The following is a 14,163-nucleotide window of genomic DNA, read 5'->3' on the forward strand; positions in this document are numbered from 1 at the left end:
GATCATGAGGATCCTGCTGAACATCATCTGGCTGATCTTCGGCGGGCTGTGGCTCGCGCTGGGCTACTTCCTGGCGGGCGTCGTCATGTGCATCCTCATCATCACGATCCCGTTCGGCATCGCATCGTTCCGGATCGGCGTCTACGCGCTGTGGCCGTTCGGCAAGACGGTCGTCGACAAGCCCACCGCCGGCGTGGGCTCGCTCATCGGCAACGTCATCTGGCTCATCCTCGCGGGCGTCTGGCTCGCGATCGGCCACATCGCGACCGCGATCGCGATGGCCATCACGATCATCGGCATCCCGCTGGCGATCGCGAATCTCAAGATGATTCCCATCTCGCTGATGCCGCTCGGCAAGGAGATCGTCGACGTCGGCTCCCGCGATCAGGCGCAGTGGGCGCCCGCCTGATCGGTCCACTCCCCTTCCGCTCCGTTCCGGATTCTGAGACGGAGCGCTCGGTATACCTGTGATCTCGCTCACATTACGCATCGATAACGGAGCGGTGTCGGGCCGTGACCATCCGCCTCTCGGCGCGACTACCTGGGGCTGAGCCGCCTTAGTCGAATACCGCACGCGAACAACACAAGACGCGCCGCGTTATCAACCGGTGACGTTCGGCGGCGGATTCTCGTACCGTCGTTTTCGGCCGCAACCTCGGCCACACCGGGCCCGCCGCGCCAAACCCCGTCCAGTGGGCCCGGAAGCACCCACGAACCATCCATGGACGGGGACGGGGGACCCAAGGTCCTCCGGGGAAGCAAGTCCCGAACGAGGGACGACCCCGCAGGCATCGGGAGAGCAATCTCCCTGGGGGTGAAGCCAGACCCGCTCCATCCAAGAGCGGCGAGGCCGGGCGACCTCTCAGTCCGAACCCGACAGCTGACCTCGCAGGCGCGTGCGGAGAGGAAACGACCGACATGAGCGGACGCCATCGCAAGCCGACCACCACCGGCCGCACCGTCGCCAAGGTCGCCGTCACCGGCGCCATCATGGGCGTGGGCGGCGTCGCCTTCGCCGGCACCGCCAACGCGGCGCCCGATTCCGACTGGGATCGCCTGGCGCAGTGCGAGGCCAGCGGCAACTGGGGCATCAACACCGGCAACGGCTACCAGGGCGGGCTGCAGTTCTCGCCCAGCACGTGGACCGGCCACGGCGGCGGCCAGTTCGCCGCCACCGCGGACAAGGCCACCCGTGAGCAGCAGATCGTCGTCGCCGAGCGTGTGCTCGCGTCGCAGGGCTGGGGCGCCTGGCCGTCCTGCTCCTCCAAGCTCGGGCTGAGCAGCGCGCCGTCGCAGCGCACCGTCCCGGCCACCCCCGCGCCGGCCCCGGTCACCCCGGCTCCCGTCGCCACCACCCCCGCGGCCCCGGCCGCGCCCTCGGCCGTGCAGGCCGCCTTCGCCGGCATCGATGCGCTCATCGACGCCGCAGCGAACAACGGCATCGTCATCCACCAGGACGTGCTCAACGCCTACGACGCCGCCAAGTCGTTCGACTTCAACCAGGTGGCCATGCAGAACATCGCCGGCGTCGCGAACCAGTCGCAGAGCTGATCGCTTCACCCGGAACAGCAAACGGGCCCCTCGCCGATGGCGAGGGGCCCGTTTCTTTGTGTGTGCGTCAGCGGTTGATCACGGTGTGCGGGTGCACGTAAGGCAGAGAATCCACCGGAAGGGGGAACTCCGTCTCCTCGCCGAACGGCGAGAGATTGCCTGCACGGCTGGAAGACAACTCGGTCACCGCGTGATCTCCATCCGCAGTTTCCGGCCACCCTGGATCGACATAGCGCTTCTTCGAATTGTTAGCCACGCGCCCATTTTGACAGGAGTGCGAAGCGCGGTACAGCCCAGGTCACTAATCTCATACTTGATGACCCCCACGCCAGGCACCGAGGGCGCCGCCCAGACCGCGTCGACCGCACCGACACCGACCCTGACCAGCTGGTTGGCCGACCGTAAGGACGCCGCGCTCACCGAGCTGCTGCGGCTGCGTCCCGACCTCGCCGTGCCCCCGCCCGCCACTTCCGCCGTCCTCGCCGCCCGCGCCGAGCAGCGCGCGTCGGTGGTGCGGGCCGCCGACCTGCTCGATTCCCTCGAGTTCACGGTCCTCGAGATCCTGGCGCTGGAACAGGCCGACCAGATGCCGGTGTCCCGCCGACATGTCGACGAGGCCCTGGCGGGCCGGGTGCCGCAGCGCACGCTGGACAGGGCGCTGACCCGGCTGCGCGCGCTGGCGCTGGTGTGGGGCGACGACGAGCACCTGCGGATCGTCCGCACCGCGGTGGAGGCCATCCCGTGGCGGGTGGGCCGGATCAACGCCGAACCCGACGACCTCACCGAGGACGAGATCCGCGCCGCGCTCGATGCGAGCGAGCCGAACGAGCGCGAGCTGCTGACCACCCTGGCCCGGTCGTCGCCGATCGGGCGCACCCGCGACGCCGCCCCCGGCACCTCCCCGGACCGGCCGGTGCAGCGGTTGCTGGCCCGGGGGCTGCTGCGCTGGATCGACGACGAGACCGTGGAACTACCGGCCCGGGTGGGTCAGGTGCTGCGCGGCGAGGCGGTGTTCGACCCGTCCTCCCCCACCCCACCGCCGCTGTCCGGCCGCAAACAGAAGCCCGCCGACGTCAATGCCGCCGCGGCCGGCGAAGCCCTCGAGCTCGTCCGGCACTGCGAGGACCTGATCGGCGCGCTCGGCGCCGCGCCCGCACCCGCGCTCAAGGCGGGCGGCGTGGGCGTACGCGAGGTGCGCCGGCTGGCCAAGGCCACCGGTGTGGACGAGGCGCGTGTCGGGCTGCTGCTGGAACTGCTCGCCGCGGCCGGCCTGATCGCGCGCGGCATCCCCGATCCGGCTCCGCTGACCGATGTCGACGACTACTGGGCGCCCACCGTCGCGGTCGACGGCTGGCTCACCTCCGGCACCGCCCGCCGCTGGGCCACCGTCGCCGGAGCGTGGCTGGCGCTGCCGCGGCGGCCGTGGATCATCGGCAGCCGGGATGCCACCGACAAGCCGATCTCGGCGCTGTCGGACGAGGTGCGCGCCCCCGGCGCCGCGTACGAGCGCCGTCTGCTGCTCGAGTTGCTCGCCGAGACCGGCGGCAAGGAGGTCTCCGCGACCGAGGCCGCGCGGCTGCTCGCGTGGCGGCGCCCCCGCTGGGCGGGACGGCTGGGCCCGCACGTCGTCGAGCGCACGCTCGGCGAGGCGCAGACACTGGGACTGGTCGCGCACGGCGCCCTCAGCTCGCCCGGCAAGGCGCTGCTGCACGGCGGCGACCCGGAGGCCGAGATGGACGCGGCCCTGCCCGCGCCCATCGACTACGTGCTGGTGCAGGCCGACCTCACCGTCGTCGCCCCCGGCCCGCTCATCCCGGAACTGCTCGACCAGATCACGCTCGTCGCCGACATCGAATCGGCCGGGGCCGCGTCGATGTACCGGATCAGCGAGACCACCATCCGCCGGGCGCTCGACGCCGGGCTCACCGCGTCGGAGTTGCAGACGCTGTTCGCGACCCGGTCCAAGACCCCGGTGCCGCAGTCGCTGACCTACCTGATCGACGACGTCGCCCGGCGGCACGGCCGTCTCCGCGCCGGGGTCGCGGCGTCGTTCATCCGCTGCGAGGACCCGGCGCTGCTCGCGGAGGTGTTGTCGTCCCCGGTGGCCGAGCACCTGGCACTGCGCGCGCTCGCGCCCACCGTCGTGATCTCGCAGGCACCGCTCAAGGAGGTGCTCACCGAACTGCGCGGGGCCGGGTTCGCCCCGGCCGGCGAGGATTCCAGCGGGGCGATCGTCGACCTGCGCCCGCGCGGGTCCCGTGTCTCCGCCGCGCGGGCACCGCGCACGCGCGTCCCGGCGGTACCCACCGACGAGCAGCTCGGGGCGCTGGTGCGGTCGCTGCGGTCCGGGGACAAGGCGGCCGCGTCGTCCGGCGCGGGTCTGCGCAGCGACGGCAGCCGCGCGTCCACCGCCGCGACGATGACGCTGCTGCAGACCGCCGCGCAGGTGCGGCGGTCGGTCACCATCGGCTACGTCGACGCGCAGGGCGTCGCGTCGCACCGCATCGTGCAGCCCGTCAGCGTCGGCGGCGGCCAACTGGACGCGCTCGATCAGGCGTCCGGCGAGGTGCGCCGGTTCACGCTGCACCGGATCACGTCCGTCGCGTTCGCCGACTAGAAATTCCGACCGGAGAACGCCGCAAGCTGCACGACTGGCTTTTTTCCGGAAATGGGCTATGGTCTCGGTCAAGTGATTGCCACTTCGAATTCAGGAGCGACAATGGCCGACCGGAAACCCGGCAAGAGTCTGAAAAAGTCCGCACAGTCCATCAAGGAAAAGCGCGCGGAAAAGCGGGAACGTGCCGCTGATGCCGGTGAGTTGATCAAAAAGCGGAAGCGCCACTGACGGACCTCGCCATGACTCGCGAGGCCCCGGCGCCCGACGCGCCGAACGTCCTTGACCACCTGCACCGCAAACTCGACCTGCTGCTGGGCGACGCCGCGCCCGGGCAGCCACGCCCGGCCGGCTTCCGGTCCGCGATCGTGTCGGCGAAATTGTTCGTCCTCGACGAACGCGCCCAGAACTCCGGTTTTCACAAATTTGCCGACGCCGAAAAAAGGAAATCCTGACGTGAAGCGGACCCTGCTCGCCCTGGACAGAATTCAAGCGCGACTGGAAAACGAGCTCGACACCGCCGAAGTTCGCTCCGAACGGGACGTCGGATACCGCGCCGGAATTTCCGAGGCGCTGGTGCAGGTGATGGAGACGAGAAAAACGCTCACGGCCGAACGCTGACCCGTTCGTGCGGGATTTCCGGCGGCAGCCGACGGGAATCCCGCACGATCACCGCAGCATGGGCACCACCACGTGGCGGGACGACGCTCTCGTCTGGACAATGGTCTGGTTACCGTTCCGCTGCTAGGAGGCGCACGTGACCGACGGCCCGCTGATCGTCCAGTCCGACAAGACCCTGTTGCTCGAGGTCGATCACGAGCGCGCCAACGATGCACGGCAGGCGATCGCGCCGTTCGCCGAGCTGGAGCGCGCCCCCGAACACGTCCACACGTATCGGATCACCCCGCTCGCGCTGTGGAACGCGCGCGCCGCCGGGCACGACGCCGAGCAGGTCGTCGACGCGCTCGTGAACTTCTCCCGGTTCGCGGTGCCGCAGCCGCTGCTGGTCGACATCGTCGACACCATGGCCCGCTACGGCCGGCTGCAGCTGGTGAAGAGCCCGGTGCACGGCCTCACGCTGGTGAGCCTCGATCGTGCGGTGCTCACCGAGGTGATGCGACACAAGAAGATCGCCCCCATGCTGGGCGCGAAGATCGACGACGACACCGTGATCGTGCACCCCAGCGAGCGTGGACACCTCAAGCAGATGCTGCTCAAGATCGGCTGGCCTGCCGAGGACCTCGCCGGGTACGTCGACGGCGAGGCCCATCCCATCGACCTCGCGTTCGAGGAGGGCCACTGGCACCTGCGCGACTACCAGGAGATGGCGGCCGACTCGTTCTGGGCCGGCGGCTCCGGCGTCGTCGTGCTCCCGTGTGGCGCCGGCAAGACGATGGTGGGCGCCGCCGCGATGGCCAAGGCCAAGGCGACGACGCTGATCCTGGTCACCAACACGGTCGCCGGACGACAGTGGAAGCGGGAGTTGATCGCGCGCACGTCGCTCACCGAGGAGGAGATCGGCGAGTACTCGGGCGAGAAGAAGGAGATCCGCCCGGTCACCATCGCCACCTACCAGGTGATCACCCGCAAGTCGAAGGGCGAGTACAAGCATCTCGAGCTGTTCGACTCCCGCGACTGGGGCCTGGTGATCTACGACGAGGTGCACCTGCTGCCCGCGCCCGTGTTCCGGATGACCGCGGACCTGCAGTCCCGGCGCCGGCTCGGACTCACCGCGACGCTGGTCCGCGAGGACGGCCGCGAGGGCGACGTGTTCTCGCTGATCGGCCCCAAGCGCTACGACGCGCCGTGGAAGGACATCGAGGCCCAGGGCTGGATCGCCCCGGCCGACTGCGTCGAGGTGCGGGTGACGCTCACCGACGCCGAACGGATGGCGTACGCGACGGCCGAACCGGAGGAGCGCTACAAGCTGTGCTCGACCGCCCGGACCAAGCACGCCGTCGTGAAGTCGATCCTGGACCGGCACCCCGGCGCGCCGACGCTGGTGATCGGCGCGTACCTGGACCAGCTCGAGGAACTCGGTGAGGAACTCGGCGCCCCCGTCATCCAGGGTTCCACGCGAAACAAGGAACGCGAGGCCCTGTTCGACCGGTTCCGGGCCGGCGAGATCCAGACCCTCGTGGTCAGTAAGGTCGCGAACTTCTCGATCGACCTGCCGGAGGCGTCGGTGGCGGTGCAGGTGTCGGGCACCTTCGGCTCCCGGCAGGAGGAGGCGCAGCGGCTGGGCCGACTCCTGCGTCCCAAGCACGACGGCGGTCAGGCACACTTCTACTCGGTGGTCGCTCGGGACACGCTCGACGCCGAGTACGCCGCCCACCGTCAACGCTTCCTCGCGGAGCAGGGCTACGCGTACCGGATCACGGACGCCGACGACCTGCTCGGCCCGGCCATCGGATAGGACCCCTCACCCGTGCGACGCTTCGAGTTCCCGGTCGACAGACTTCACGCCAAGGCCGTCAACGAGACCCTGGGCGACCTGCGCCGGCTGCAGTGGTCGGCCGCGCTGATGGCGGTTCTCCTCGGGGGCGGCGCGGCCTGGATGTTCGTGCTGGGGCACCCGTGGTCGTACATCCTCGGCGTGGTGCTCGCGATCTGTGCGTTGACGTCGCTGTTCATGGTCGTGTGGACGCCCCGGAAGGTCGGCAGCATCGAGGATCTGTACGCGAAGGGCGACCTGGTGCCGGCGGTGGTGTCCGAGGTGCATCCGCGCGGCTACACACTGTTGTCGCTGGTCGACGTCGCCAAGCCTGAAGCGACGAAGCCGCACTACGCGCTGGCCGCCCGCACCGTGCGCGCCCTTCCCGGCAAGAGCTACGCGGTGGGCGCCAAGCTACCGTCGGTCTCGGTGCTGGGCGACCGCGGATCGCGCTCGGGCGGCGAGACGTGGCAGATGGTCAGCTTCATGCCGGTCTCGTGGGGCACCCGCGACAGCAAGGTGCTCACCAAGGCGTCGGCCGCCATTGACGACGTCGAGTGGAAGCTGCTGAGCAAGAGCATCGCGAGGTCGGAGAAGGTGCGCGGGTCGGACGGGCAGTTCGTGCTGCTCGACCCGACGGAACTGCCCGACGAGCTGCGCTGACCTGCTGCGCCGCAACGAATTACAGCGATGTGATTCGCCCGGCCCCGGTCGGGCACCGGCGGTCAGATCATCAGGGCCGCGAGGCCGACGCCGCCGACCGCGACGAGCGCGATCGTGAGCGCCAGGGTCACCGACCCCATCAGCACGACCGTCGCCAGAGCCGGCACGGCCGCGACCATGATCAGCAGGGCGACCCACCACAGCGCCGTCCCGACAGAGTTGGACCTACCAAGTTCCAAGTCTTGCAACATGTTCGGCCGGACAGTGTCGGTCATCGGCCGGGGAAAGGACCCGTTGGTTCGGAGTTCCATAGAGGTGACCTCCTTCAGGGGGTCAGCTCAGTCTCTCGCACTTCGACCGTTTTCGCAGCCGTGTCGCCGGACCCGATCGACATTGACCGCCGTGTCCGTTCATTCGGACTCCGAATCCCATCGAACGCTGAACGTTTCCCACATGAACGTCAATTGAACTGGGGTACAGCAGTTTCGATCGAGAGGACGACGCGGGCATGAACAACAGGGAAGGCGCGCACCGGCTTTGCCGCCGACGCGCCTCGGGCCCGGCCGGTGAGGTGTGGGTCGGACGCCCGATCGGTTGCCGTGCACGCGCAACACTGATACAACAAAATCTATTCCGACTGCTATAGATTTTGTCGTCTCGTCGGAGGGCGTGGTTCCGCGAGTCCGTGTACCGCGCGGCCCTCGCCGCCTGCGGGACGCGTACCCACGGGAGCCGCTCGATGCCATTGGACATTTCCGACGAGACAACCACCCACGACCGGTCCGACTTCGTCGTGGTCGCCAATCGCCTTCCGGTCGACCTCGACGAGCGCCCCGACGGGTCCACCGCGTGGCGGCGCTCCCCGGGCGGACTGGTGACCGCGCTGGAGCCGGTCCTGCGCAGCCGGAACGGATGCTGGGTGGGCTGGCCCGGGGTCGCGGACCGGGAGATCGCCCCCTTCACCCACGACGGACTGCGAATCCACCCGGTGCGCCTCGGTGAGACCGACATCGAAGGGTTCTACGAGGGGTTCTCCAACAGCACGCTGTGGCCGCTCTACCACGACGTCGTCGTCAAGCCCACGTTCGACCGCGAGTGGTGGACGGCCTACCGGGACGTCAATCGCCGCTACGCGCAGGCGGCGGCCGCCGCGGCCGCGCCCGGCGCGACCGTGTGGGTGCACGACTACCAACTGCAGCTCGTCCCCCGCATGCTCCGGGAACTGCGTCCGGACGTGACGATCGGGTTCTTCCTGCACATCCCCTTCCCGCCCGTGGAACTGTTCGCCCAACTGCCGTGGCGGCGCAGCGTCATGGAGGGGATGCTGGGCGCCGACCTCGTCGGCTTCCACCTGCCCGGTGGGGCGGAGAACTTCGTGGTGCTCGCCCGCCGGCTGCTCGAACTCGAAACCCGGCCGGTGACCGGCGGTGGCGGCGAGATCCGATTCGACGGGCGGATCGTTCGCGTGGGCGCGTTCCCGATCTCCATCGACTCGGCGGACATGGCCACCCGCGCCCGCAGCGAATCGGTGCGGCGCCGGGCCCGCGAGATTCGCGAAGACCTCGGCAACCCCGAACAAATCCTGCTCGGCGTCGATCGGCTGGACTACACCAAGGGCATCGACCTGCGGCTCGACGCGCTGGGTGAGCTCTACGACGAGGGCCGACTGGACCCGAGCCGGACCGTGATGGTGCAACTCGCGACACCGAGCCGCGAGCAGGTGGAGCAGTACGCGCTCATGCGCACGTCGATCGAGACGCAGGTGGGCCGGATCAACGGCGACCACGGTCAGCTCGGGCGGCCTCCGGTGCACTACCTGTACCAGCCGGTGGCCCGCGACGAACTGATCGCGCTCTACGTGGCCGCCGACGTCATGCTCGTGACGCCGCTGCGCGACGGGATGAATCTCGTCGCCAAGGAGTACGTGGCGTGCCGTTCGGAGCATTCGGGAGCCCTCGTCCTGAGCGAGTTCACCGGGGCCGCTTCCGAGCTGGAGCAGGCATACCTCGTGAACCCGCACGATCTCGACTTCGTGAAGGACACGATCGTCGCGGCCCTCGAGCAGTCGCCCGAGCAGCGGCGCGCCCGGATGGCCGCGCTCCACGCCCAGGTCATGGCCAACGACGTCCACCATTGGGCCCGAACGTTTCTCGACACCCTGGCCGTGTCGGGGCACGCCACGGACGAACCCCCGCACGAGATCGCGATGGACTGGCGGTTGCCCTCGACGGGCCCGTTCTCCCCCACCGTGTCGCCCGTCCTCGACCCGGCCGGGGCACCGTCCGTGACGCCCTGAGTCAGCGCGCCGGCAGCAGCCCCATCACCGCCGCCAGCTGCGTCGCGATCGGGTTGAGATCCAACGCATCCGGGGCCACCTTCGGCTTGCCGTCCCACGGCTGCGGGACGCTCGGGTCGGCCAGGGCGGCACGCTCGGCGCTGCGCACGCCGGTGACGCTGCCCTGCGGCGTGAGGCACCGGACGTCGGAGGCGAACGGGAAGTCGTCGCGGGTGTCGTCGAAGTCGGGGTCGCGCCGCTTCATCTCCGCCAGGGTCTCGTGCGTGCTCTCGTAGCCGACGGTGCACGCGGGCGGGTTGTTGGTCTCGAGGATGATGCCGAAGTGGATGGTCCCGTCGCCCGGCGCGACGGCCCGCGCCGCCACCGGTAGCGCCGGCAGCAACTGCAACGCCGTGCGCAGATAAGGCTCGCGGCCGGGCGCCAGCGAGGTGATCTGCTGCGTGTTCGAGAGCACCTCGGTGAGATCGGCACCGCTCTCCCGGACCAGCGCCCCCACCTGGTCGCTGGTGGCGGTGCCCGTGCCGATCAGCTTCCGCACATCCGGGTCGCTGGACCGCAACTGGGCGGCGAGCGCGTCGAGGTCGGCGCTGAACGAGCGGATCGACGACGCCTGGTCGGCCTGGCTGTCGAGCACCGTGCGGCCGTCTCCGATCAGGTCGAGCGTCTGCGGCAGCGCGGCGGAGGCCTCCCGGGTGAAAGCGCCCAGCGAGTCGACGACCGCCTGCAGGTTGTCGCCCTGGCCGTCGAAGGCCTTGCCCAGCTCGGTCGCGACGGTGTGCAGGCCGTCGGCGGGCACGGACCGGGCGAACGCGTCGACCGAGGCCACGAGATCCTCGACCGGGGTCGGGACGGTCGTGTCGCGGCGGTCGATGACGGAGCCCTCCGCGAGGTACGGCCCGTCGTTGCCGCTGGGCTGCAGGTCGACGTATTGCTCGCCGATCGCCGACCGGTTGGCCACGACGGCGGCCGCGGACTCCGGCACCTGCGGGCCACCGTCGTCGAGGCGCAGCTCCACGCGGACGCCGTCGGCGGTGAGCTTCAGGTCCCCCACCCGGCCCACCGGGACACCGCGGTAGGTGACCTCGGCGTTGGTGAAGATGCCGCCGGAGGTCGGGAGGTCGACGAACACGGAGTACTGACCGAAGCCGAGCAGGTTGTCGAGACGGGCGTACTTGCCGCCGACGAAGACGATGCTCAGCACCGCCAGGATCAGGAATGCCGCGATCTGGCCCTTCGCCAGCTTGGACACCATGTTCATAGCCGCCGGCCCTCCATGCTCGCCCCGAAGAGGATGTCGGCGAGATCACTCGAACCGCCCCACTGTTACGCCGACAACACGCTACCGCTATCCGTTACTCGGGGTCACATTCATGTGACTGGCGTTACAAAGTGGACAAATGTCCGGCGCGGCGCGTGCCCCGTCCGCCGCCGGCCCGCTGACTATGCTGACTCGGCGACAGAGACCGATCGACGACGGCCGGCAACCATCCGGCGTGCACGGAGGATGGATGAACGCCACGCGGCAGGGTCAGACCGCCGGATCCGGTCGGGTCGCGCGGCGCCGGGACCGTCGCAAGAGCGAGATCGTCGCGACCGCGATCGGCATCCTGTCCACCAACGGTTACCAGGGGATGAACCTCGAGGACGTCGCGGAACGGACGGACATCGCCAAAGCGACTCTGTACCACTACTTCCGATCCAAGGACGAGCTCGTCGGCGCGGCCCTCGACGTCCTGACCGAGGACGTCCTGACGCGTCTCGCGGCGCGTGCGGCGGAGACCGGCGACGCATCACCCACCGCACTCCTCGGCGCGCTAGTCGACGAACAGGTGCGCATCCTGACCGAGAGTGCACCCGAGGTCGCGACGGTCTTCTCGTGGCCGCGCCCGTGGCCGCCGGCCATCCAGGACGCGATGAAGGAGATGCGCCGCCGGCACGACACCGTCTTCCGGCAGGTGGTCGAGCGCGGCGTCGCCGACCGCGAGTTCACGTGCCCCGACATCGACGTGGCGATGCAGTGCCTGCACGGCATCCTCAACCAGTCGGCGGTGTGGATACGGCCCGAGGGCGAGGACCGGGCCGCCGCGCGCGCCGCCGTCGTCGCCTGCGCGCTGCGCCTGTTCGTCTGACCCCGACCGCCGCGAGACTCCTCCACCACCGCGGATCGGCCGCGAGCCAAAGTTCGACCCATCGGTCGAACAATCGTTTCGGTGGTCGATTTTCCGTGTTAACGTCCGACCGGGACGCGCACACCGTCCCGGGAACCGAGCAGGAGGCGCCGTGGCCTACTTCAAGCGGGAGAGCGATCACGCCTTCCACCCGACGCAGCACGTGAGCGGCGCCTGGAACGCCGACGAACAGCACATCGCCCCGGCCATCGGCCTGCTCACGCACGTCGTCGAAGTCGACCGCGACCGACGGCGCGACGACGGCCTGGTCATCGCGCGGCTGTCCTACGACATCCTCGGCACCCTCCCGATGGACCGGGTCGAGACCTCGGTGACCGTCCTGCGGCCGGGCCGCACGATCGAACTCGTCGAGGCCACACTCACGCACGACGGCCGACCGGCGGTGCGGATGCGCGCGTGGCTGATGCGCGAGGGCGACACCGCGAACCTCGCGGGCTCGGCCTTCCCGAAGATTCCGGGGCCCGACCAGATGCCGAGCTGGGATCCGACCACCGTCTGGGGCGGTGGGTTCATCGCCACCGCCGACGTCCGCCGGGTCCACACCGACACGGGACGGGCCTCGTACTGGGTGCGCACGCCACACGATCTGGTCGAGGGCGAGGCGGTGAGCTCGCTCGCCCGGGCGGCCAACCTGTTCGACATCGCCAACGGAATGGCGGCGCGAGCGCGGCCCGAGGACGTCGCCTTCCCCAACGTCGACCTGACCGCGCACCTGTTCACGCTCCCCCGAGGCGAATGGGTCGGCTTCGACACGACCGTCTCGTTCGGGCCGACCGGCCTCGGACTGACCAGCAGCGTGATCCACGACCTGCACGGACCGGTGGGCACCCTCAATCAGATCCTCACCGTCCGCCCCTGAGCCCACGCCGCCGTAGGATCGCGGCATGAGCGCTCCGACCCTCGCGGACTCGTTCGAATCCCATCGCGGCCATCTGCTGTCGGCGGCGTACCGCCTCACCGGCAGCGTCAGCGACGCCGAGGACGCCGTGCAGGAGGCGTGGCTGCGCCTGGACGGCACGGATGCCACCCGGATCGACGACCTGCGGGCCTGGCTCACGACCGTCGTCGGACGCATCTGCCTCGACCGCCTGCGCTCGGCGACGGCCCGACGCGAGCGCTACGTCGGCCAGTGGCTGCCCGAGCCGATCGTCACGGACCTGACGCCGTCGGCCATGCCCGATCCGCTGGACTCCGTGGTCCGGCAGGAGGACAACCGCCTGGCCGCGCTCGTCGTGCTGGACACACTCACCCCCGACCAGCGGGTGGCGTTCGTGCTGCACGACGGCTTCGGGGTGCCGTTCGGTGAGATCGCCGACGTACTGTCGGTGAGCGTCGCGTCCGCCCGACAACTCGCCTCCCGTGCCCGACGCGCCGTCGCCGACGCCCCACCGCCGGTGCCCGACGCCGAGCACGCCGAGGCAGTCACCCGTCTGATGACCGCGATGGCCCGCGGCGACCTCGATGCCGTGCTCGACGCGCTGCACCCGGACGCGATCACGATCGGCGACGCCAACGGCACCACCCGCACCGCCGTCAACGTCATCACCGGCGCCGATCGCACCGCGCGCTTCTTCCTCGGGCTCGCACACAAGTACGGTCTCGAGGCGTTCCTGGCCGCCGCGACGCCCGCGCTGGTCAACGGTCAGCTCGGTTTCGTCAGCCGCGGTTCCTCGGGCGACGACACCCACCCGGGCTTCCCGGGGCGGGTCACCGGCTTCACGGTGCGCGACGGCCGGGTGTGGGCCGCCTACGACATCGCGAACCCCGAGAAGCACGGTGGGATCAGGCTTTCCGCTCCTCCTGTGTCGCCGAGGCCTCCGTCGCCCACGGCACCCGGCACGCGTCGCCCGAGTTGAAACCCTGGTCGTGGATGCCCAGCGCCGAGTTCATCCGCGACCGCATGTTCTCGAGGCCGATCTGGTAGGTGAGTTCGACGACGCCGTCGCGGCCGAACCGCCGCTCGAGATCGGCCACCTGCTCGTCGGTCGCGGTCGTCGGCGTCTCGGTCATCGCGTCCGCATACGCGATCGCGGCCCGCTCGTCGTCGCTGTAGAGCGGTGAGGTGTCGTACTCGCCGATGTGCTGCAGGCGGTCGATGTCGAGGCCCTCGAGCCGCTGGAGCATCGTGCCGAAGTCGACGCACCACGAGCACCCGACGGTCCACGCGACCCGGTAGACGGCGATGTCGCGGACGTTCGGCGGCAGCACCGTCGACGCCTTCTGCACACCCATCTCGTGCCGCGCCGAGACCGTGAAGAGCTTGCGGTGGTTGGCCAGCACCGCGAACGGTTCGGGGACCTCACCGAAGCGCCGACCGGCGTACCAGTAGGCGACCTTCACCATCGGACCGGCCTCCTGCGGTGTCACTGCGTGAATGCGAGCCATGACGTCCTCCTGCTTCCGAGATCTGCGCCGG

General features: G+C 69.9%; 16 protein-coding genes. 12 read left to right on the forward strand and 4 right to left on the reverse strand.

Annotated features, from left to right (window positions below; all coding sequences use genetic code 11):
• The first annotated feature begins 4 nt into the window (after positions 1-4).
• Both ABEU20_RS12475 and ABEU20_RS12480 read left to right on the forward strand, forming a co-directional pair.
• On the forward strand, positions 5-409 hold the full coding sequence (locus ABEU20_RS12475) for a YccF domain-containing protein (protein WP_420164738.1): 405 nt from the start codon (positions 5-7) through the stop codon (positions 407-409).
• 509 nt (positions 410-918) lie between these two features.
• The gene (locus ABEU20_RS12480; protein ID WP_420164739.1) at positions 919-1,551 is read left to right on the forward strand and encodes a resuscitation-promoting factor Rpf1 domain-containing protein; all 633 of its coding nucleotides are present in this window, start codon (positions 919-921) and stop codon (positions 1,549-1,551) included.
• A gap of 67 nt (positions 1,552-1,618) precedes the next feature.
• Here ABEU20_RS12480 and ABEU20_RS12485 read toward each other — a convergent pair whose 3' ends face one another.
• Positions 1,619-1,807 (reverse strand): hypothetical protein, encoded by a 189-nt coding sequence (locus tag ABEU20_RS12485; protein WP_031937314.1) that lies wholly within the window; start codon positions 1,805-1,807, stop codon positions 1,619-1,621.
• A 60-nt stretch (positions 1,808-1,867) separates the two neighbouring features.
• Here ABEU20_RS12485 and ABEU20_RS12490 point away from each other — a divergent pair, with 60 nt between their 5' ends.
• From ABEU20_RS12490 to ABEU20_RS12515, 6 genes are all read left to right on the forward strand, one after another.
• Positions 1,868-4,168, forward strand: coding sequence for a helicase-associated domain-containing protein (locus ABEU20_RS12490; protein ID WP_420164740.1), 2,301 nt, complete (start codon positions 1,868-1,870; stop codon positions 4,166-4,168).
• Positions 4,169-4,270: 102 nt separating this feature from the next.
• Positions 4,271-4,396 carry a hypothetical protein gene (locus ABEU20_RS12495; protein ID WP_261340521.1) on the forward strand — a complete coding sequence of 42 codons (126 nt, stop codon included), beginning with the start codon at positions 4,271-4,273 and terminating at the stop codon, positions 4,394-4,396.
• A gap of 11 nt (positions 4,397-4,407) precedes the next feature.
• Positions 4,408-4,620, forward strand: a complete 213-nt coding sequence (locus ABEU20_RS12500; protein WP_420164741.1) for a hypothetical protein — start codon at positions 4,408-4,410, stop codon at positions 4,618-4,620.
• A 1-nt stretch (position 4,621) separates the two neighbouring features.
• Positions 4,622-4,786 carry a hypothetical protein gene (locus ABEU20_RS12505; protein WP_420164742.1) on the forward strand — a complete coding sequence of 55 codons (165 nt, stop codon included), beginning with the start codon at positions 4,622-4,624 and terminating at the stop codon, positions 4,784-4,786.
• Positions 4,787-4,922: 136 nt separating this feature from the next.
• Positions 4,923-6,581: a DNA repair helicase XPB gene (locus ABEU20_RS12510; RefSeq protein WP_420164743.1), complete on the forward strand. Its 1,659-nt coding sequence runs from the start codon at positions 4,923-4,925 to the stop codon at positions 6,579-6,581.
• A 12-nt stretch (positions 6,582-6,593) separates the two neighbouring features.
• A complete protein-coding gene (locus tag ABEU20_RS12515; RefSeq protein ID WP_420164744.1) occupies positions 6,594-7,262 on the forward strand; it encodes a DUF3239 domain-containing protein in 669 nt (222 codons plus the stop codon).
• 62 nt (positions 7,263-7,324) lie between these two features.
• Here ABEU20_RS12515 and ABEU20_RS12520 read toward each other — a convergent pair whose 3' ends face one another.
• Positions 7,325-7,501, reverse strand: a complete 177-nt coding sequence (locus tag ABEU20_RS12520) for a hypothetical protein (RefSeq protein ID WP_420164745.1) — start codon at positions 7,499-7,501, stop codon at positions 7,325-7,327.
• 500 nt (positions 7,502-8,001) lie between these two features.
• Between ABEU20_RS12520 and ABEU20_RS12525 the strand changes: the two genes are divergently transcribed.
• Positions 8,002-9,558 (forward strand): alpha,alpha-trehalose-phosphate synthase (UDP-forming), encoded by a 1,557-nt coding sequence (locus tag ABEU20_RS12525; protein ID WP_420164746.1) that lies wholly within the window; start codon positions 8,002-8,004, stop codon positions 9,556-9,558.
• Position 9,559: 1 nt separating this feature from the next.
• Here ABEU20_RS12525 and ABEU20_RS12530 read toward each other — a convergent pair whose 3' ends face one another.
• Complete coding sequence (locus tag ABEU20_RS12530) at positions 9,560-10,816, reverse strand: MCE family protein (protein ID WP_420164747.1); 1,257 nt, start codon at positions 10,814-10,816, stop codon at positions 9,560-9,562.
• Positions 10,817-11,066: 250 nt separating this feature from the next.
• Here ABEU20_RS12530 and ABEU20_RS12535 point away from each other — a divergent pair, with 250 nt between their 5' ends.
• From ABEU20_RS12535 to ABEU20_RS12545, 3 genes are all read left to right on the forward strand, one after another.
• Positions 11,067-11,687 (forward strand): TetR/AcrR family transcriptional regulator, encoded by a 621-nt coding sequence (locus ABEU20_RS12535; RefSeq protein ID WP_420164748.1) that lies wholly within the window; start codon positions 11,067-11,069, stop codon positions 11,685-11,687.
• Between the two features lie 151 nt (positions 11,688-11,838).
• Positions 11,839-12,606: a thioesterase family protein gene (locus ABEU20_RS12540; protein ID WP_420164749.1), complete on the forward strand. Its 768-nt coding sequence runs from the start codon at positions 11,839-11,841 to the stop codon at positions 12,604-12,606.
• A gap of 25 nt (positions 12,607-12,631) precedes the next feature.
• Positions 12,632-13,603: a sigma-70 family RNA polymerase sigma factor gene (locus tag ABEU20_RS12545; protein WP_420164750.1), complete on the forward strand. Its 972-nt coding sequence runs from the start codon at positions 12,632-12,634 to the stop codon at positions 13,601-13,603.
• Here ABEU20_RS12545 and ABEU20_RS12550 read toward each other — a convergent pair.
• Complete coding sequence (locus ABEU20_RS12550) at positions 13,530-14,132, reverse strand: carboxymuconolactone decarboxylase family protein (RefSeq protein ID WP_420164751.1); 603 nt, start codon at positions 14,130-14,132, stop codon at positions 13,530-13,532. The two genes, ABEU20_RS12545 and ABEU20_RS12550, sit on opposite strands and share 74 nt — an antisense overlap.
• Between the last annotated feature and the right edge of the window lie 31 nt (positions 14,133-14,163).

It is taken from the genome of Rhodococcus parequi, assembly GCF_046042785.1.
GTDB classification, from domain to species: domain Bacteria; phylum Actinomycetota; class Actinomycetes; order Mycobacteriales; family Mycobacteriaceae; genus Prescottella; species Prescottella parequi.